Source organism: Actinomadura citrea (assembly GCF_013409045.1).
GTDB classification, from domain to species: domain Bacteria; phylum Actinomycetota; class Actinomycetes; order Streptosporangiales; family Streptosporangiaceae; genus Spirillospora; species Spirillospora citrea.
The window spans coordinates 7,184,414-7,204,933 of the sequence record NZ_JACCBT010000001.1 but is presented as its reverse complement, the minus strand read 5'-3'; the positions used below and the strand labels follow the sequence as shown (position 1 = coordinate 7,204,933).

3 protein-coding genes are annotated in these 20,520 nt (G+C 72.5%); all 3 read left to right on the top strand.

All coding sequences use genetic code 11. The features are described 5' to 3' along the window. Nucleotides 1–49: 49 nt before the first annotated feature. From BJ999_RS43800 to BJ999_RS32860, 3 genes are read left to right on the top strand one after another with little or no spacing between them, the layout of a single operon-like run. A complete protein-coding gene (locus tag BJ999_RS43800; protein WP_179836857.1) occupies nt 50–1,690 on the top strand; it encodes a phospholipase D family protein in 1,641 nt (546 codons plus the stop codon). After that, nucleotides 1,687–11,703 (top strand): hypothetical protein, encoded by a 10,017-nt coding sequence (locus tag BJ999_RS32865; RefSeq protein ID WP_179836856.1) that lies wholly within the window; start codon nt 1,687–1,689, stop codon nt 11,701–11,703. The genes BJ999_RS43800 and BJ999_RS32865 overlap by 4 nt, the downstream gene beginning before the upstream one ends. A gap of 55 nt (nt 11,704–11,758) precedes the next feature. Then, complete coding sequence (locus BJ999_RS32860) at nt 11,759–20,395, top strand: LamG-like jellyroll fold domain-containing protein (protein ID WP_179836855.1); 8,637 nt, start codon at nt 11,759–11,761, stop codon at nt 20,393–20,395. The last annotated feature ends 125 nt before the right edge of the window (nt 20,396–20,520 follow it).

Genomic DNA, 20,520 nt, shown 5'->3' with positions numbered 1-20,520 from the left:
ATGCTGAATTCTGTTGTTGTGGTCGCATATAGCTTCGGGGGCCCGTCTGGTGGCTGATATCGATGCTCTGAAAAAGAAGTACTTCGTTCAGCCCGACGATACGAATCCCCCTTCGGAACCGCTGCCGGCCACCTTCGCCGGCTGCCGGGTCACCCCGCTGATCGACGGCGGCGCCTACTTCGCCGACCTCGCCGCGCAGATCGCCGCCCTGGGCCAGGGGACGCCGAGCGAGAACAGCAACCAGTTCCTCTACATCGCGGGCTGGTGGCTCCATCTCATGGGTGGCAAGGTCAACCCCTCGCCCGGCTCGTCGGGCGCCTCGACCGGGCCTTCGATCGGGCTGGAGAACCCGTTCTCCCTCGACGGTCCCGGAGACCCGAACCACCTGGTCGACCTGCTCAAGGCCAAGGCGGCGGCCGGAGTCGACGTCCGCGTCCTGGGCTGGGTGTCGTCCTCCGTAATGGCCGACTACTTCGTACTGACCGCGTCGATCCAGAATGGGGCGGGCAGTATTCGCGATGTCAACGTGGGCACGATGGCCGCGATCCGTGAATTACGCAAGGCGCCCGCCCTCGCCGACAAGGCCTGCCTGAACATCATCTCCCACTCCGCCGGCGCGGTGCACACCAAGATGGTGCTCGTCGGTAACGGCAGTGGCGCCATCGGTTACACCGGTGGGCTCGATTTGGTAGGCGATCGCCACGGCGCCCAACCGCATCCCCCCGCACAGTGGCACGACGTGCAGGCGAAGGTCGAGGGCCCGGCGGTGCAGGCGATGTACGACCTGTACCGGAGCATGTGGAACGAGGTCAAGGCGCGAAAGGTCAGATCCTTTCGCTATGCCGACGAGAAGATCGTCAGCCACTTACCGAGCACGCCCACCGCCCCGGCGCGCACCCTGCCGACCACGCCGGTGGGCAAACACCACGTCCAGTCGCTGCGCACCGTGCCGCGTTTCAACTACACGACCTTCAACATCCTGCCCGAGAACGAGAAGATCTCCTTCGCTCCCGACGGCCTTTTCGAGGTGCGCTCCGCCTGGTTCAACGCCATCCTCACCGCCGAGAACTACGTCTACATCGAGGACCAGGGATTCTGGTCCGTCGAAGTGATGATCTGGCTGAACCAGGCGCTCAAGGCCCGCAACGATCTCAAGGTGATCCTGGTGACCGGGATCACCGACCCGAACGACCCGCACTTCCCTCCGTACGCCAACGTCGCGCTGTTCAAGGGCCTGCTCCACGACCTGAACGGCCAGCAGCGGGGCAGGGTGCGCGCCTTCAGCCGCGACCTGATCGTGCACACCAAGAGCACGATCGTCGACGACCACTGGGCGATCATCGGTTCGGCCAACGCCTTCCGGCGCAGCCTCTACAGCGACGTCGAGCACGCGGTGGGCCTGCTCGACGAGGACGACGTGCTGGTGCAGCAGTACCGGACGCGGCTCTGGAGCGACCACTTCGGCCTGCTCGGCCCGGCCGACCAGCAGAAGATCGCCGACATCGACAAGGCGCTCAACGTCTGGGACGGCACCTGGGGCACGCCGGGCAGCGGGGTCGCCCTGCCGACCGCCCTCACCCCTATCCCGCTCCCCACGACACAGACGGTGCTCAGTAGCAAGGATCAGGACAAATACGACCGTTACGCCGACGTGGACTCGCGCGAGGCGTGGGGGGGTTGCCTGCCATGAGCAGCAGCAGCATGTTCGTGACCCTCAATGACTTCCTGGGCAGCAAGTGGCCGGCCTTCCTGCCCAAGCCCCCCGACCCGGCCACGCTCGACCATGTCTGGATCGAGCCGCCGCAGACCACCGCCAAGGCCGGCGAGGTCAATCTGACCACCCGCCTGCTCTTCGAGCAGGAACTCGTGCTGGGTCTGCCCGGTCTCGACGCGGTGAGCCTCGTGCTGTTCCCCGCCCGCGGCGATGGTGCGCCCGCCGAGCTGGGCCTGGAGATCGACGTGCTGCCGCAGACCGTCCTGCGCGTGGTCGACGTGCCCGTCGCGCTGCGCTTCGGCACGGAGCTGCTGCGCCCGATGCGCAAGGTGACGAACGGCGGCGACGCCCGCTATGAGCCCGATCCCGGACGTCCGTTCGTCCAGCTCGCGATGCCGAAGCTCAGCGGGAGCGCCGGCAAGGACGGCATCAAGTTCGACGCGCCGTTCACCGCTGAGCTGCCCCATCCCGTGATGATCGGCGATACCGGGCTGGTGATCGACGGCGCCACGGTCGGCTTCCACCGCGCGGGCGGCAAGGCGTGCCTGGTCCTTCAGTGGAAGGAGGGCGGCCTCAACAGGCTGCTCGGGCAGCTCATCCCCAACCTCGGCGACCGAAGCCCGGCGGGCGAGCAGCAGGTCACCCTGCGCCTGATCATCGGCGACGGCCTCGAAGAGCTGCGCCTCGACTGGCAGGCGGCCGCCCCCGGCGCCGCTTTCGCGCTCCCCGGCCTCGACGTGGGCCTGCCGGCGTCCAGCCGCTTCTCGCTGCTGCTGCTGCGCCAGGGCGCGGGGCTCGGCCGCGCCGCCCTCGTCGTCACTCTGGCCGGGGGCGAGCCGGTGACGGCGGGCAGCACCTTCGCCTGGGGCCGCGACGGCGACCGCGAGCTGCACAACGACGAGCCGCCCCCGCCGCCCGACAAGCCTCTCTTCAGCGTCACGCTCAAACCGACGGACGGACCGCGCAGCCTGGTGCTGCTGGACGTCGCGCTCGGGGCTGCGAAGCTGCCCGGCTTCTTCCGCCAGCTCACCACGCCGATCGCCCCGCTCGACCTCAACGACCCGGCCGCCCTCTGCACGCCCGTGGCGTTCGACCCGGCTGACCTCCAGGGGGACTGGACCGCACGGCTGAGCGTCAACATCGACGCGGCAGGCGGAGCGTTCACCCTGCCCTTCCTCAAACAGGGCCAGGGCGAGGACGCCCAGTTCCTGCAGCTCTATCTCCGCACGCCGCTCGACGGGCTGCCGATCACCCTGCCCCAGGGCGAGGTCGGCTTCGACATCGGGGTGCGGCTGCGCGTCCTCAGCCTCAGCTTCGACCTGCTGTGCCGCCTGACCTTCAACCTCAGCACCTTCGCCCTCAAGGTCGACCACGACCAGGGGATCGAGCTGCGCTCCCCGGAGCCCGAGCGCGAGTTCCCCGATCTGTTCGGGATGCGCTGGCGGTTCAAGGGCAAGGATCTGGGCGACAAGACCTTCCACTACTTCACCATCGCCACGAAGGACTACCACTACCAGATCCAGCAGCCCGAAGGGTCCGTGCTGGAGCTCGACTTCACGCGGGCCAGCGAGGAGCCCATCACCTTCAGCGTGCGGGACTTCGCCCTCACGCCCAAGGGCGTCAATCTCGCCGCCACCGTCACCGACCGGCCGGCCCGGCTCAACGGCCTGCGCACGCGCTTCCGCTTCACCGACAGCGGCTTCGTGATCCGCGAGAACCGCATCGCCGACTTCACCATCGCCGGCTCGGGCCCGCTGCCGCCCGACCTCGTGGGCGACGCCACGGCCGACATCGCCCTGCAGTTCGCCCAGCGCGAGGGCGGCAACCTGACCCTGGTGCAGGGCGCCGCGAACCTGCGCGGCGTCAAGCTGCTCGACTGCAAGGGCACGCGCTTCCAGTTCTCGGTGGACGCCCTGGGCCTGCGGTTCGTCGACGACGGCGCCTTCCACCTCTACTTCACCATCACCGGATCCGCCCAGTTCGTGGCGGCCCCGGGCGATGACCCCGACGGGCCGCTGGCCCTGCTCGGCAAGACCCGCATCGACCTGGTCCAGTGCCCGCTCACCGGCGACGCCCGGGTGATCGGCAAGCACGTGAAGTTCCTGATCGAGCTGCCCAAGCCCAAGTCGTTCAGCTTCCTCGGCTGCTTCGAGATGGAGCTGCGCGCGATCGGCTTCGTGCCGCAGTGCGAGTTCTTCGGCGGCGACGGAGCCATGCAGGTGACCGGCCAGCTGAAGTTCGCCCAGGGCCCTGGCGACACGCCGGACTCGCGGCCCGACTACCACGAGCTGTTCATCGGCCTGCCGCTGCCGGGCGAGTTCGTGCCGCGCATCCACTTCACGCGCCTGGCGGTGAACCTGGCCCTCGGCGCCGCCTTCCGGCTCAACGGCGCGGTCGACTTCGTCGACGAGCCCGACCAGACCGGGCTGATCGGCGAGGGCCTGGTCCAGATCCAGGGCCTGCCGGCCATCGCGGCGAGCTTCGGCTTCCTGCGCGTGCGCCGCGGCGCCGGCTCGCCGTGGCTGCGGGCCTGGTTCCTCTACCTGGAGATCCGCCAGGTCAGCTTCATGATCCCGGTCATCCAGATCTATCTGCGCGAGATCGGCATGGGCTTCGGCTACCGCTTCACCATCGCCTCCATCAAGGCCGCCGACGCCGAGAACGACGTCAAGAAGCTGCTCAAGACCTTGGAGGGCCTCTCGCGCACGCAGGGAGATCTGTCCAAGCGCGACCGCTGGGCGGTGGACCTGGAGGAGGCCGGTCAGGATCCACGCTGGACGATCGTGCTGCGAGCGATGATCTCGCAGACCTCGGCCTCGGCCTCGCCCCTGCGCTACGAGGCCTTCGCCGAGGCCGACCTCGCCTGCGTCTTCCTCGTCGACGCGATCATCGCCTTCCGCAGCGACCTGACCTTCTTCATGGCGGTGCGCGGCTGGTTCAACACCAACTACGCCGACTACGTCGACAACAAGGACGGCGTCCGCGAGAACCCCATCCTGAGCGGCTTCGTGCTGCTCTCGCCGCGCCAGAAGCGCTTCCTGGCCCACATCTCCAAGCCCGAGGGCGGCAAGCCGGGCAACCACCCGCCGCTGCCCGACTTCGTACGCGACGCGATCGCCAACAGCCGCTTCTCGGCCACCCTGCTGATCGAGCCGGGCCTGTTCCACTACGAGCTGGGTTGGCCCAACATGCTGCGTTGGCACACCAAGCTCGGCCCGCTGGCGGTGGAGGTCGAAGGCGGATTCATCTTCCGCGTCTCGACCACGGAGATGGTGCTCGGGACGAGCTTCCTGGCCCGCGGCAGTCTCGAACTGAGCGCCGGTGTGGACCTCGGGCTGGTCGGAATGCGGATCAGCGCCACCGCACGGGTGGCCTTCGGAGCGCGCTACATCGGCGTGATCGACTTCCGTGACCCCACGACCAACTCGGCGGTCTACGGCGCGATCGGGCTGGAGGTGCAGATCGCCTTCGCCATCGAGTTCTGGATCAAGATCCCGCTGGTCTTCACCACCATCAGGCTCTCGTTCAGCTTCAGCCTGGAGATCACGTTCAGCGCCGGCCTGGAGATCGGCGTCAAGGGGCTGAGCGTGCCCGGTGTGCGCGGCGTCGGCACCGTCGGCGTCTCCTGCTGCGGCCACAGCCTCCAGGCCACCGTCAAGGTGGCCTTCGAGGAGGAGAACGTCCAGGCCGCCCTCGACCGGACCAAGGAGTTCCTGTCGCTGGGGCTGGAGGCCACCGAGGTCGAGCCGGTGCCGGGCACCGAGGGTGCGCTGGACGCCGCGGCGGCCCTCACCCGCACGCCGTCCGCGCGTCGTCCCGCCCTGCCGCCGCGCGCCCTCGCGGCCGTGCTCGGCGCAGCGGCGTCGGCCCAGGCCGAAGGCGACGTGTTCCATGTGCCCGGCTACGTCATCTTCGTGCTGCGCGACTCGCCGAGCTGGGACGACGAGCACCAGATCTACTTCGTGCTGCTGCCGCAGGGCGAACGGCTGCACCGGGACGCGCAGGGCGGGCTCGAACTCGACGAGGACGGCTTCCCGGTGGCGGAGCCCGAGCCGGGCTTCCTGCCGCCGCCACCCGCCGAGGGCACCGTGGTCGGGAAGGACTTCGCCCTGCGCGTGCCGAAGCCGGCGGCCGGCGAGAGCTTGACGCTGCGGCACTTCGAGCCCCTGCCCGATCCGCGGTTCGTCGACGTGAGCGGCGCGGTCGCCGCCGGCGAGCCGATCACCTGGGGGGTGAACTGGGCCGCGCGGCTCTACACCGGCGGCTCCGCCGAGCGCCGCGTCGTCAACCAGGCCACGGGGGAGCCAGGCGCCCCCACGTCCCTGGAGGACGGGCTCAGCCTCGCGCAGCACCTCGCCAACGCCTTCAAGCAGACCTACGCCGGCGCGGGAGACGGCGCGGTCGCCCGCCCGGTCGGCGATCCCGGCGCGCTGCCCGGCTACCGCCCCCCGGTCAGCGACCCGCGGGTGCAGAACCCCTCCGACAGCTCTTTCGAGGCGGCCGTGCGCGGAGCGTACGAGCAGTTCAGCGGCTCGCCCTTCCTCAAGCGCGACCCCCAGGAGCTGTACGGCCAACTGCTGGAGTCGGCCTTCGATCCGCATTCGACGATCTACGCCGCCGACGGCGTCGCCCAGGACGACGGTGATCCCGGCGCCGTCAGCCCGGTCCAGGCCGACCAGCAGGCCCACCAGCTGCGCGGCGTGATCATCCACGACATCATCTCCGATCTGCGCGCGTTCCACGCCGAGAGCAGCCAGAGCGAGCGCGCCAAGCTGGTCGCCGGCTCACTGGCCTTCCAGATGGGGCTGGTGTTCGCGGTGCGAACCGCCGACGGCCGCCGGCCCTCCTGGCTCGACCAGGTGGGGACCGGCATGGACGCCCAGCCGTCGATCAGCCAGCGCGAGCGGCCCGAGGCGACCGCGCCCGGCCCGGCGAGCGAGGGCGTGCGCACCTTCAACGTCGCGCAGGCCCAGTTCGACCTGTTCCCGCCCGAGTTCGAGCAGGTGCGCCAGTACAGCGACGCGAGCACGATCGCTCTCGCCTGGGAGCTGAGCTGGCGACGCCAGGCCGCGCCGGGGACGAGCCGGGCCCAGAACGACCCCGACCACCACCTGGCCCACTATCTCGTGCGCCGGCGCGCCCTCGACGGTGACGAGGCCGAGCGCATCACCACGGTGAAGCCGGTCAAGGTGCTGCACCGCCACACGACCGACGTCGCCGGTGCCGAAGGGGCGGACCAGGCCACGCCGACCGACACCCTCTCGCTGCTGCAGCCGCGCTTCCAGGTGGTCGACCACTTCTCCGACACGGCGAGCGACCGCGCCGCTCTGCCGCGCGAGGGGCGCGGCTACGTCTACACGATCACACCTGTCGACTTCGCCGGCGGCTCCGGGCGCCCGCTGACCCTGATCGCGACCCGCTACCCGAACACCCCTCCCGCGGTGCCGGTGGACGGCGACCTCACGGTGAGCTACAGCATCGCGCCGTCCGACCTCGCCCCGGCGGGAAGCGTGGCGACCCCGCAGGTGATGTCGCCGCGCCAGGTCTACGTCGAGTGGAGCGAGCCGGCCCGTCAGAACGGTCCCGCGGTTCCGATCCGCACCCACCGGCTGATCTTCCGTCGCGAGAGCACCGTGCCGATCGGCTCCTACGGCCTGGACAGCACGACCCAGCGCGGGCGCACCGCCGGCCTGCCGACGTCGAACGCCCGCCCCCTGCCCACCGACATCAAGATCGACCTCGATCACGTCTTCGGGCCGCCCGGCGCGCGCGCGGCGGTGGTCCCGGTCGCCGTCCTGCGCGAGCGGGGCGTTCTGCCCGACGGCGCGTGGCGCCCCGAGGCGTGGCGGGTCTTCTTCCAGACGATCTCTGACCGCGACGTGCCCTCGGCCCTGGCGCCGGTGCAGCTCCTGCTCGCCGCCGAAGCGGTGGCCGCGCCGCCCACGTCCCCCGCGCCGACCGACCGCATCGAGCACTCGGGCAACCCGCGTGAGGAACGCCGCCCGGCCGAGCTGGAGTGGCTGCCGCGCCCGACCGCCTTCGACGTGGTGCGGCCCGAGGACGAGCGCGCAGAGCCCGGCCTGGCCCACACACCGATGCCGCTCCCGAGCGTTGATCGATCCGACGCGGCGGCGGCCGGCCCGGCACCGTTCGTCTTCACCGGCGATATCGGCGCGATCGTGGGGTTCCGGCCGCACCCCCTGGGGATCCGGGCGATCCGGTTCCGCTGGAACCAGGGTCCGAGCGGCGACGCCGCCTACCCCCTCGAACTGAACGCCGGCTACCGGTTGTACGAGCTGAACATCGACGAGGCCACCACCGATGCCTTCGCCGACGCCGCCCGGCTCGCCGAGGAACTGCGGCTCCTGCAAGAGGTCCAGATGCTCCCGGCCGACGACCTGCCGCTCATGCCCGGCGACACGCTGAACACCAGCCAGTGGGAGGCCTGGTATCCCGGCGCCGTCCAGCGTCGCCGCCGGCCCGATCCCTCCGCCCAGGGCGTCCAGGACGAGCGCGGACCCTGGTACTCCTGGCAGGACTCCTATCTGGAGTGGCCGGAGTGGGAGGGCGTCACCCGGCCCGGCGGGAAGCGCGAGACGGCGCTGCACCCGCTGCTCGAACGCCTCGTGGAGCGGCTGCGCGGGATGCGCCCCGGCAGCGGCACCGGCCCCCAGGGCCGCCTGTCGGACGGCTACGCCGCCGCCCTGCAGGTCAGCCCGCCGACACTGCCCAACGACCTGGCCGACTTCCTGGCCAGCTGCCCGCCGGGTGCCGACCGATATGGCTGGGGTGCGCTCCAACGCCTCGGCCTGGCGGTGACCTTCAGCCTCCACGACCCCGTCACGGGCACCCTGCGCGGCCCGAAACTGCTGGAGTTGCTCCAGGCGCTCTTCGCGCAGCTGGGGAGCGGCGAGACCGACCCCGACCCCGATGCCGCGGCCTTCGCCGCCCTCCGCCGTCACCTCCATGTCGAGCTGCTGTTCCAGCCGGGGCGCAGCGTCCAGCTCAGCGAGCGGCCGGCCGACGGCGACGATCTGCTGGCCCTGGTCCAGCTCAGCCTGCGGCCCACCGTGCGGCAGCGGCTGCGCTACCGCGCCGTCACCATCAGCGGGCGCTCGAACACCGATGTCGACGTGCGTTTCACGCTCACCGCGCCCTGCAGCCTGGTCGACCGGCCGGACGGCGGGACCGGCCAGCTGGAGCTGGAGCCGCAGCCGGCTCCGATCACCCGCACGGTCAGGCTGCCGCTCAACGGCGAGGCGGCCCTGCTCCTGCGCGGCGCGGCACTGCCCGCGACGATCGAGGTGAGCCCGTCGGCCCGGCTGAGCGTGGATCCCCAGCCTTTCGACCCGTCGATCGCGCCTCTGCTGAACTACGATCCGGGCCGCAAGCTGCTCAGCGCCCGCACCATGCTCGGCGCCGACCAGATGAGGCTTCTGCGCCCCTCCCTCGCCCCGGCCGACCTCCCGGCAGCGGAGAGCCTGGCCGGGACGGTGCGGAGCGAGGAGTTCGGCCCCACCGACGAGCGCACCAACCACTTCACCGTGGCCACCGGTGCGCTGGCCAAGGTGTTCGCCACCGCGGACGACGGCCTGCCCGAGCACGTCCAGTGGCTGCGGCTCAAGTACTACCTGGAGACGCTGAACAGCAACGACCCCAAGGTGCCGGACACCGGCAAGGTCAACGTCCCCACCGGCGAGGCCGAGATCGTCAAGGCGCTGCCCGACGTCCTGGCCTGGACGGCGCGCTTCTTCGACGCCGGCGGCGCGATAGAGGAGACGGCGGACGGGCTGGCCAAGACGGGCGCCGGTCCCTGGGCGGCCACGGCCTACCCGCGCGCGGGATCACCCGCGCCGGCCACGCCCGACGCGGGCGGCCGCCTGACCCACACCCAGCTGCTTGAGGACCGCTGGGCGCACACGCTGCGCTACTACTTCCAGCCCTACGGCCGTTACGACCTGCTCTGGCAGAGCCTGCGCCGCTCGCCCACGCTGTTCCCCGGCCGTGCCGCCGCCGAGGTCGACACCCCGGCCGTGAAGGTGGACCCGGCCGCGGGCGGGCTCGACGTGGTGATCGAGCGCACGCAGGCCGTCGACGCTCCGCTCATCCTCAGCTCGCGCCGGCTCGACGAGGCGGCCACCCCGGCCCGCCCGCCGGCGCCCGGCGCGATCTGGGAGGTGATCGTCGCCCGGCACCACGAGCAGGCCCTGGCCGAGCGCAACCAGACCCTCGCCCGCCGGCTCGCCTTCCGCAGGCTCGCCTTCAGCCTGCTGCGCCGCTTCGGCTACCCGAGCTGGTACCAGTGGGTGCGCGGCTTCGCCGAGGACCACCAGCACGAGCTGCCCGTGCGCCTCGTCGAGGGCGAGTACCCGGCCATCCCGGACCACCTGCCGAGCCGGCCGGACCACCTCGTCCTCGACGGCGCGGCCGATCAGGACGAGCTGCGCGGCCTCGATCTGCCCGAGCGCGTCGGCGACTTCTCGCAGGGCGTCCTCGCCCTGCAGTGGCGGGCCCTGCCGTTCTACTACGAACATCGCCTGCTGGTGATCGCCCAGACGGACGGCACCGTCTCGCCGGTCAACAGCGTGACCCAGCGCGACCTGACCTACCGCTCGCCCGTGCCGGACGCCACCATGAGCGGCGCGGACATCGTGTGGCACCGGCTGCCGCCGTTCCCCGCCGGGGTCCCCGGTGACGCCCGGCTCCAGTCCGACACCCGCGTGCGCACCCTCACCATCCCGCTGCGCAGATTCTGGGACAGCCTGCCCGACGAGGCCCAGGTGCGCTGGCCCGGCGAGGCGCCGGACCCGGCGACCGGCGAGGCGACGGCGCGCAAGCTCAGCGCCCTGCCCGACCCCGAGGTGGTCTACCAGATCGTCGAGCTGTTCAGCGGCAACATCGAGGTGCAGGCCGAGTGCTTCTACGACCCGGTCGCCGAGAAGTTCGCCCACCGCCAGCTCGGCAAGCGCTTCTTGGTGGCGCGGACCACGCTGACGCCCCCGGAGGGCGCTCTCGGCGACTTCCCCCTGGCGGTCGATCTGGTCCAGGTGAGCGAGGAGCAGCTGAGCGGCGGCTACTCCACGGCGAACCTGCCGCCCGACACCCGCAACCGGGTGGCCATCGACGAGCGCGGGCGCCTGCTGCTCGCCGGGGTGATGACGAGGGGAGACCGCGACGCCCTGGTCGGGCTGGTGAACGCGTCGGACGCGGCGAAGATCCGGCAGCTGTTCGAGAGCTGGGACGTCACCGAGCCGGTGAGCGCCCCCGCCGGGAACCTGCCCAGCCGGCTCGAAGCGTTGATCGACTTCCTGCCCGCGCAGACCTTGACCCTGGTCTGGGAGGGGCCCTCGGACGCCGCCGCGGGAGATCTCCAGCGGCTCCCCGGCGACAGCGCCTTCACCGGGGCCATCGCGCAGATCATCACCCAGGCCGCGGGCGCCGGTCCGGACGCCGTCACCCGCGTGGAGATCCCCGTCGGGCCGGAGCAGATCCCCGACGAGCTCCAGGGCAAGGTGGAGCTCGCGCGCAACGCACCGGGCACGCAGTACAGCGCCATCGGTTGGAACGGCGCGATGAGCAGTGCGGACATCGCCGCCCTGCGGCGCTGGGCCCGCTTCCCCGAGTTCGCCGAGGCCGTGGAGAAGCTGATCGTCGCGGTACGCGACGCCGGCGCCGGCAGTGAGCCGGCATCTCCGGTCACGGTCGCCTTCGTCGTCGCGGTACGCCCCACCCAGGCCGGACTCGGCGGCGCCCTCGCCGAGAAGCTGCTGCTCGGCGCCGTGCTGATGCGCTATCACGGCATGATGCGCGCGGACGATCCCGCCGCGCTCCTGCCGTCCTACCCCGGGCGGCCCGACCAGCTCGCCCTCAGACGACTGCACCACGCGAGCCAGGGCAGCGGAATGCGCGGGCGGTCCCTGGTGATCCGCGCCCGTCGTGGCAGCGCCGCGCCGAGCGAGCCGCGGCAGATCGAGCCCGCGGACGTGTAGGCGGAACGGCCTTTGACGGCGGCCTCCAAGGCCACGAGCGGACCAGGAGCAGCAGATGGCGAAACTCCCCGAGCTGCCGAAGCTGAAAATCGCGGGCCCCTTCTGGACGGCCGAGGCCGAGGTGATCCGGCTGGCCGATCCGGCCACCAACTTCGCGTTCCGCACCCTGTTCGCGGACACGACGCCCCGCCAGGCCGTCGGCGAGAACAACGTGCTGCTGCCGGGCTCCCTGCTGGCACTGGTCTACGTCACCAGCGTCACGATCAGCCCGACCAACGGCAGCACGCCGCAGTACGTGTGGAAGCGCAGCGGCAACAAGCCCGACGGCAAGCTCTCGCCGCAGGCGATCCGGGCCGCGATCAGCGCCGGCACCGTCGGCCTGCTGCTCCTGCAGGCCCCGGCCGACGGCTGGCCCAAGAACGTCGCCGGCAAGCTGCCGACCTTCACCTGCCTTGGCGGCGAGATCGTCCTCGACCCGATGACGGCCCAGGCCGGCGCCGCTCAGAAGCTGTACGCCGCGCTGGGAATCGGGCCGGCGGCGATCACCCAGCGCACCGGGGCGGCCCGCCTGCTCGGAGCCCTCGCCGTCCACGCCGGCGGCCTCTCGGTCTTCGGCCAGGTCCGCCTGCTCTGGGACACCGCGCCGGTCACCGCCGTGTTCCAGCTCGCCCGGGTCGTCCCCGACCCCGAGCCGACGGCGGGGGCCCAGGTGCGCGGCTTCCGGATGACGGTCGAGGCCGAGCGGCTGACGGTGAGCGAGCGGACGGCGATCACCGACTCCTGGCGGCGCCTCAACCGCTACCTCAACCCGAACAACCCGCTGAACGGCCTGGCCGAGCCGCTGCCCGCGCCGGAGTGGGCCACCCTGGAGCTCGCCAACCCGCTCGCCGTCCCGCGCCTCTTCTGGGAGATCGCGCCCTGGCAGGAGCAGCCCGGCACGCGCCCGATCAGCTTCGCGGGCGACGAGTTCAGCGTGCTTCTGAGCGACCGGGGGCCCTACGACCCCACCGCCCGGCCGGACACGCTCGCCCAGATCACGCCGGCCAGAGCGCGCGTGGCCGCCGACGGCACGAAACTGCGGGTGGAGCTGGCGGCCGGCGGCCCGCCCGCGAGCTCCGCCGGCACGCTCGGCTACCAGGCCGGCCGCGACGGCGCCGGCTGGAGCGAGCGGGTCACCCTCGCCGCCACCACGCTCGCCTTCGACCCGAACGAGGCCGCGCGCCGGCTCCGCGCCACGTTGCGGGCGCCCGAGCCGTCCTGGAGCCGGCCGGAACCGGGTGAGGCCCGGCCCGTCACCCCGGCCGTGCTGTGGGGGTTCACGCCGCTGGACGACGGCTGGGCCCAGCTCCCGCTGCCCAACCTGTCCGAGCAGATCTACCTCGACGCGGGCGCGGCCCGGGAGGAGCCCGCCCCGGCGCCCGGCAACCTGCTGCGCGGCGCCGTCAGCTACGGCAACGACGATCCGGCAGGGCTCGGCCAGGTCCCCGGCGAGCAGCCCTGGAGCCTCACCCTCGCGGCGGCCCAGCGCATGACCGCCACCTGGGTGCTCGGCCCGGCCGGCGGGGGATACCAGCTCCAGTCGGCCGAGCTGGCGCTGGACGCGCCCGAGGTGGCGCTCAACGGGCTGTTCTGGCTGAGCACCGAGGCGCCCACCGCGGCCGACGCCCTGCCCGGCTTCGACGACTGGATCGGCGGCCTGGCGACCGTCCCCCTGCACACCGTCACCGGACGCGAGCTGTTCCCGCCCCTCGTGCGGCTCGCCTTCGAGGCGATCAGCTTCGCGTGGCGGAGCAAGCCCGCCTCCTCGGCCGGCCTCGGCGCCTGGGCCTTCCAGTACGGCATCGACCCGGCGCTCCTGCGGGCCCTGGTGGACGGTGGCGTCCTGCCGCCCGACGCCATCGGCGCCGCACTGCCCCTCGTCTGGCGCCGCCACCCGACTCTGCCGATGGTGCAGGCCCTCGCGCTCACGCAGAGCGTCAGCCCGCCCAACGTGCCGATCGCGGGCCGGCAGCTCGTCCCGTTCGAGCTGCCGGTGACCCGCCAGGACGGCATGGACCTGCCGGACGGCTGGCGCTTCACGGCGGAGGGCGCCTCGGGCTGGCCGCGCCACGGCGGCGGCCTCTCGCCCGCCCGCGAATGGCTCGGCGCGGATGAGGAGAAGCTGTACGACCTGCCCCTGGTGGCGCTCTCCCTGCCCGGTCTGGTGCTCGACCCGCGGCCCGACGGCGAGCCGCCGCAGAGCGACTCCGGGCTCGGCCTGCCCATCCAGTACCGCTACGACCTGCCCTACACGGACGAGATCCAGGCTCTGGCCCAGCTTCCCAAGATCCCCAAAGACCCTCGCGAGAGCGCGCCGCTGCCCGACACGGCGCGCCCCGAGCCGCCGCGTCCGCTCACCCGCGCGGACTACGCCGCCCACTGGCGGCGCCTCGCCGAGCGCGCCGGCCTCGCCGCCGCCGACAGCGTGGCCGCCTTCGCGCGGCAGGACGGCCAGACCGTGCTCCGCCACCTGGCCTCGATCCACGCCTGGCGGGTCCGCGCCACGCTCGCCCTTGACGGCTATCCCGGCGAGATCCGCCTGGACAACGCCGACCCCGCCCCGAGCGCTCCCTTGACGCTGACGCGCGAGGCGGCCCTGTCGGGGATAGACGGCGATTTCACCGACGGGGCCGGGGGCTTGCGCCGCCTGCCCGCGGACGCGCCCACGGACTCGGCCCGATACCAGTTGACGGCCGGGAGCATGGCCGCCCGCGCCGTCGGTGACGCCGGCTTCGCCGACCAGCGCGGCCTGGTGCGCGGTGCGAGCCTGCCCACGTCCAACCTGATCAGGACCCCGCTGAGCCATCCCACGGCGGGCGAGGTGCAGCTGACCACCACCCGCCTGCCGCTCACCCTCGGCCACGCCACGGCGACCTGGCGGCTCTGGTTCCGCGACCTGCCGGCCCAGGGCTCCACCTTCAGCAAGGCCTCCGCCCGCTCACCCAAGGCCGTCGAGCTCGATCTCGACGGCAACGACCCCGAGGCGCGCAGCAGCGACTACGAGCACCGGACCGGGTACGAGTGGCGCCTGCGCCCGCTCGACGATGATCCTGACGCGCCCCCGCCCGGCCTCGACCTGTTCGGCCTGCGCTTCTTCCCGATGGTGCTCGACCGCGTGGTCTTCGCCGGCGACGGCGTGGCCGCGGTCGACGTGATCGGGCGGTTGCAGCTCCCGGTGGCCGGTTCCGACGACGAGCAGACCGATCTGAGCAACTGCGTGCGGCTGACCTTCTCCGGCGGCGGCACCGCGCTGAACCTCAGTGCCATCGGCCTCGACGGCGACGTCCTGGAGTGGCCCCTGGCCGTCGCCGCCGGTGAGGCCGGCGACGCGCCGCGCCTGCGGGTCGGCCGCGTCGCGCTGGCGTCCGGTGGCGCCGGCCTGACCATCGAGCAGGTGCGGCTGCACTTCCACCTGTTCCAGGTGGAGTGGGCGGTCGGCCTGCCGCCGATCAGCTTCCCCGACCCCGCGACGCCGCCCTTCACCCTGCCCGGCGCGACCGGGACCGCCCCGATCGTGCCGCAGCGGGTCGCCCTCGGCCTCGACATGACCGGTGGTGAGCACACCCTGAACCTCACCGTCGCCGTACGGATCGACAGGCCGCCGACAGGTCTGCAGGCTCTCTACCGCTTCGACGAGGGCGGCGGCGCCACGGTCCACGACACCTCCGGCATCGGTGAGCCGCTGCACCTGAGCGCGGCCGCGACCCAGGGCATGAGCTGGAGCCCCAACGGCCTGACCCTCACCAAGGCGACGCTCATCCGCTCGGGCGCTCCCGCCGCGAAACTGAACGCCGCGGTGAAGGCGAGCAACGAGATCAGTATCGAGGCATGGGTGAAGCCCGTCACCGGCCTGCTGACGGGCGGGCAGTTCGACATCCTCACCGTCTCCTCCGACGCGGGGCACCGGAACGTGACCCTCCAGCAGCGCAAGGGCCTGCTCGATTCGTCCTTCGTGGACGTGTGGCTGCACACCGACGCCACCAACGATGAGGGCGCCCCCGACCTGGCCACCCCGGCCGGTTCGCTCGGCGCCGCCCTGACCCACCTGGCCTACACCCGCTCCGCCGACGGCCGAACCCGGATCTACGTCAATGGGCAGCTGAAGGCCGAGCACAACGTGGGCGGGAGCCTGGCCGCCTGGAACGACCAGTTCGAGCTGGCTCTCGGCGATGAGATCACGGGCGGCCGGGCCTGGCTGGGCACCTATCGCATGGTCGCCGTCTACGGCCGCGCCCTCACCGCCGAGGAGGTGTCCGCGCGCTTCGGCGCGGGGCCGGCGACGGCGCCCACCGCGTCCAGAGGGGAGGCGGTCGCGGCCGGGCTGACCTTCGACCTGATGGCGAAGGGGACGGATCGTTTCACGCTCGACACCGCGAACCTCTTCGGCGACCTCACCCTCGCCGTCACGCTGCCCGACGGCTCGCCCGCGGCGCTGGCCGGCGACACGACGCTGCAGTTCGGCTGGAACGGCTACGGTGCCCCGCAGCCCGAAGGCCTCCAGTTCCTGCCGGGCATGCGCCTGGCCGATGCCCAGACGCCCGGCCTGGGCGAACGCGCCGCCCCCGGCTTCGCCACGGTGACGTTCCGCGCCACCGCCCGTCCGGACGACGTGCCGAAGCTGACCCTGACCGGCGCCTTCGTGGAGGCTCTGCTCGTAGCCCACTGGGGCCGCTCGCTGCACGACCGCGGTCCCAGCCGAAGCGCCGAGGCCGCGGAGCTGTACGGCTCCTCGGCCGGCGATCTCGTGGTGGGCTACACCTCGCGCCTGCAGGGTTCGGACTGGCAGGAGAGCTTCCTGCTCAACGGGATGCTGACCGCGACCAACCTGGTCTCCTGGCCGCAGCAGCTCAACTACGACGCGGCCACCGCGCGCATCACCCTGCCTGCGGCCCGCACCGCCGGGGCCCCGCCCCTGACCCATCTGCGGCACACGATCAGGGTGCTGCTGAACCAGCACGAGCTGCCCGGATCCATCCTGACCGGCGCCGCGGGCCCGCTGCTGTTCACCTTCGCCCAGGGCCAGAGCTGGCAGACCCTGGCCCTGGTCGAGCACCAGCTCGTCGAGGTGACGCCGGCGGCCGGCGGGAGCGGCGGGACCCTCGGCCGTGAGGCCCGCTGGACGGCCGTGCAGGAGGTGCGCCTGCTCGCGCCGCAGCGCGCCGCGCAGTTCCTGCGCGCCATGGCCGCGCTCAAGATCACCGACCCCGTCGAGGGCGTCAGCCCGCTCGGCAGCGTGAGCGGCGGCTACCTGGGCGCCGGCCTGTCGGCGCTGCTGGCCGACTCGGGGGCGGCGCTCGACGCACTGCCCCCGGACACGCTGCTCGTCGAGGCGAGCGCCCACCACCTGGTCAGGCTCACGCCCGCCGGGGAAAGCGTGGCCACCACGCTGCAGTTCCTCCCGACCGGCAGCCAGGGCGCCCTGCTCAGCAGCCCGGCGGACTACGCGCCCAGCGACCCGACCGACCCGCGCTGGCTGCTGCTGACCATGCCCTTCCTGGGCCGGCTGCAGGACACGACCCGCGACCTGGCCCAGCCGCCCGCCGGGCAGCAGCCCAGCCCGCTGCAGACCGACCCGCTGCTGCTCATCGCCCGCCTGCGCGCCGCGGCCCCCACCACCGCACTGCCCAGCCTGGCTCTCGCCCTCAGCGGCTGGGCCGACAGCGCCCCCCTGGCCGTCACCTTCGCCAGCCTGGACACCGTGGTCGGCCGCAGCTTCGCTCGGCTCGACCCGTTGGCGTTGGAGGAGAGCTGGTTCCGCGCTCAGAATCCGTCCCCCGAGCCGCAGGACGCACTGCTGCAGAGCGTCCTTGCCGCCCTCCCCGAGACGCCGGCCCGGCTCAGCCGTCCGGTCGCCCTGCGCCAGGCCTTCGACCCGCGCCGCCCCTTCTACCCGCCCCAGCCGGACGACCGGACGGCGCCGGCCGAACCCTCGCCGTACGCCGACCCCGTCTGGCGCGAGGACGGGCTCCTGCTGACCCAGGCCGTGAGCACTCTGGCGCCGACCAGCAAACCGCCCTACGGCTGGACCCTGGCCGCCGCGCTCATCGCGAGCAGCGGGCTGCTCGGCCAGCCTCCCGCCGACGGCCAGGGCCCCCGCCGCCATCCCGCGGCCACCCTCGTCCCCGCACCGCTCGCGCTCGACGGGGCCGACAACCCGCGCCCGCTGAACATCGTGATCAGCCCGTACCTGGGGCTCCAGTGGCGGCCGGCTCCGACGGTGCCGACGGGCGGTCCGTCGCCCCTGCAACCCCGGTTGCTGCTCGCCGAGCTGCTCTGCCTCGCGCCCGGCACCGCACGGCTGCGGCCCGTGGCGAGCCGCATGTGGAGCGTGCAGCCCGACCACCCCGAGCTGGCCGATGAGAGCCACCTGCGCGCCCAGGCCCAGGGCTGGGCCGTCCAGTCCCAGCGTCTTCTGGCGCCGGAGTCGCCGATCGCGGTGCTGCGCTACCGGATCATCAGCGACAACACCCGTCCGGACGGCCTGGGGGAGGCCGCCCTGACCATCGGCTACGCCTTCGCCCTGGTCCGGGTGACGAGCGCGGAACCACTGGCGAGGCGGCTGTTCAGCGTCCGCCCGGAGCTCGCCGATCTGCGCTACCGCGAGGGCCAGTGCGCCATCGCGGCGATCCCCGCCAGCCCCCGCGACTTCGAACTCGCGCCGCCGCAGACGGTCGGGGTGCAGCCGCTCTACCTCACCCAGCGCCCGGTGCGGGGGGACCTGCCGGCGTGGCCCTGGGGCCTCAGCGCGCTGCGCGTCAGTGTGCACTACACCAAGGGGCAGCAGGGCGTCATCGGCGTGGCCACGCCCGGCACGGCGGGCCAGACGCTCTGGTGGCAGACGGTCCAAAGCACGGTGCAGTTCCGCTCGGCGCTGCACACCGACCGGCCGACCGGCGGCCTGCCACGGCGCTTCCGCGCGCCGGCCGTACGCAGCCTGCTCCCCGCACCGCCCGACCCGCCACTCCCCGCGCTGACCGAGCCGATGTTCGATGAGCCCGCCCTTCCCGATCCGGACGCGGCCGCCCCCGAGGGGCCGGCCCTGGAACGCTGGCAGCCGGTCCTGCCCGGCGAGCTGCGCTACCTGGTGAGCGGCACACGTGCCGGCGTGTTCGTGACGCTGCGCAACCACCTCCTGCGCCAGAGCGGCGTCACCCTGGCGGGCGAGCACCCGCGCCCGCGCGGTCTGGCCATGCTCTCCGGCGGGCTACCGGTACAGCACCGTGCCCCGCGTCCAGTACCGCTGCCGGCCAACGTCGACGGCCGGCAAGGAGTCGCGCTGCGCACCTGGGCGAGCCACTTCGACCCCGAGAAGCCGGCCCTGGTCACGCCGTCCCCGACCGACGAGGCCTTCCGCGCCGGCTTCGAAGACCCCCGGGAGAACCCGACCTACCGACAGACCGCCCAGCGCCTGCGGCTGCAGTTGGCCGCGGTCGAGCGCTCCAGGCTGGACGTGGGCTGGGACGGTGTCCTGACCTTCGTCTACCGGATCGACGGCAGCATCACGCTGCTCGGCGGTCAGAAACCGGAGACGCCGGAGACCGGCATCCGCGACTGGGTCCTGGCCCTGGAACTCGTGGGCGCCGGGCGGGTCACGACGCTTGCGGACATCACCACCCCGACGCTGGTGCTGACACCGACCCTGCGGGCCCAGCTCGGTGCGGTCGGCGTGCCCCTGCCGGGGCCGGAGGTCGACACCGTCGACACGGCGAAGTTCGCGATCTGCCGGTTCGGGCTCCCCGGCGACGCGAAGACCCGCGCCGACCGGGCCCGCGAGCTGATCGCCGGCATGCCGCCCGGTGCGACGATCCACGCGCGCGTCAGAGCGCAGTTCGCCCCTCACCGGCCCGGCGCGGAGCCGTATCACGACGGCTACAGCCATGTGCTGCGTTTCCCGCTCCGTGTGGCCGACCCGAGCGCGCCCCACCTGCCCCTCGTCCCGCGCTACGTCCATTTCGAGGACCCGGAATACAACCGGCGGCTGGCCTCGCCTTCCGCCCACGCCACCGTGCCGGTGCAGTTCCCGCAGCAACCGGGCGGCAGCACGAGCCCGCAGCGCGCCGTCACGCTTTCCGCGGAGCGGCGGGAGTGCAACCCGGACGGCACGCTGGCCCTGCGCTTCGACTGGGACGAACCGCCCCCGGGCAGCCCGAAGGCCACGCTGACGCTCCAGAAGATCGACCTGGACCAGACCCCACGCGACCTGGTGGACCCGAACGCACCCGGCGGTCCGCAAAGGCTCGACCCGGGAAAGCTGTACGAGCTCTCGCTGGCCGCGATCCAGAAGCTGAACGGGCCGCTCAACCCAGGCGAACGGCTGCGACTCGTCCTGCACGTCGACTCGGGCCCGGTGAAGCCGGTCGTGGCGCAGCTCGACATCACCATCGTCGAGGCTCCGGTGATCCCCACGACCGAGGCGGCGTACGCGCTGCTGCGCAGGCAGACGGCCGGCGACCACACGTACGTCGAGTGTGTGCGCTTCGCCTGGGGCCCGGAGGCGCAGCGCGTCGAGCTCGTGAATCCGGCCGACCTGCGCACGGAGGTAGTGCGCCGACGCGCGGTGTTCCAGTTCACCGACTCGACCCGCCCCGAGCGAGCGGAGTCCTACACCGTCCAGAAGATCAGCCAGACCGGCTCGACGCACATCCCGCTTTGAACAGGTCACCCGGAACTGATCGGGTCGTCGATCGGCGGGGGCACGGGGAAAAGGAGGCCGAGAGCACGGGCCTTGTCGAGCGCGGTCACCCGATCGGAAACGGAAACCACCGATGGCACGAAGAA

Excerpts from the sequence above, each read along its gene's own strand:
- BJ999_RS32865 (WP_179836856.1), top strand. The coding sequence starts at position 1,687 with ATGAGCAGCAGCAGCATGTTCGTGACCCTCAATGACTTCCTGGGCAGC.
- BJ999_RS32860 (WP_179836855.1), top strand. The coding sequence starts at position 11,759 with ATGGCGAAACTCCCCGAGCTGCCGAAGCTGAAAATCGCGGGCCCCTTC.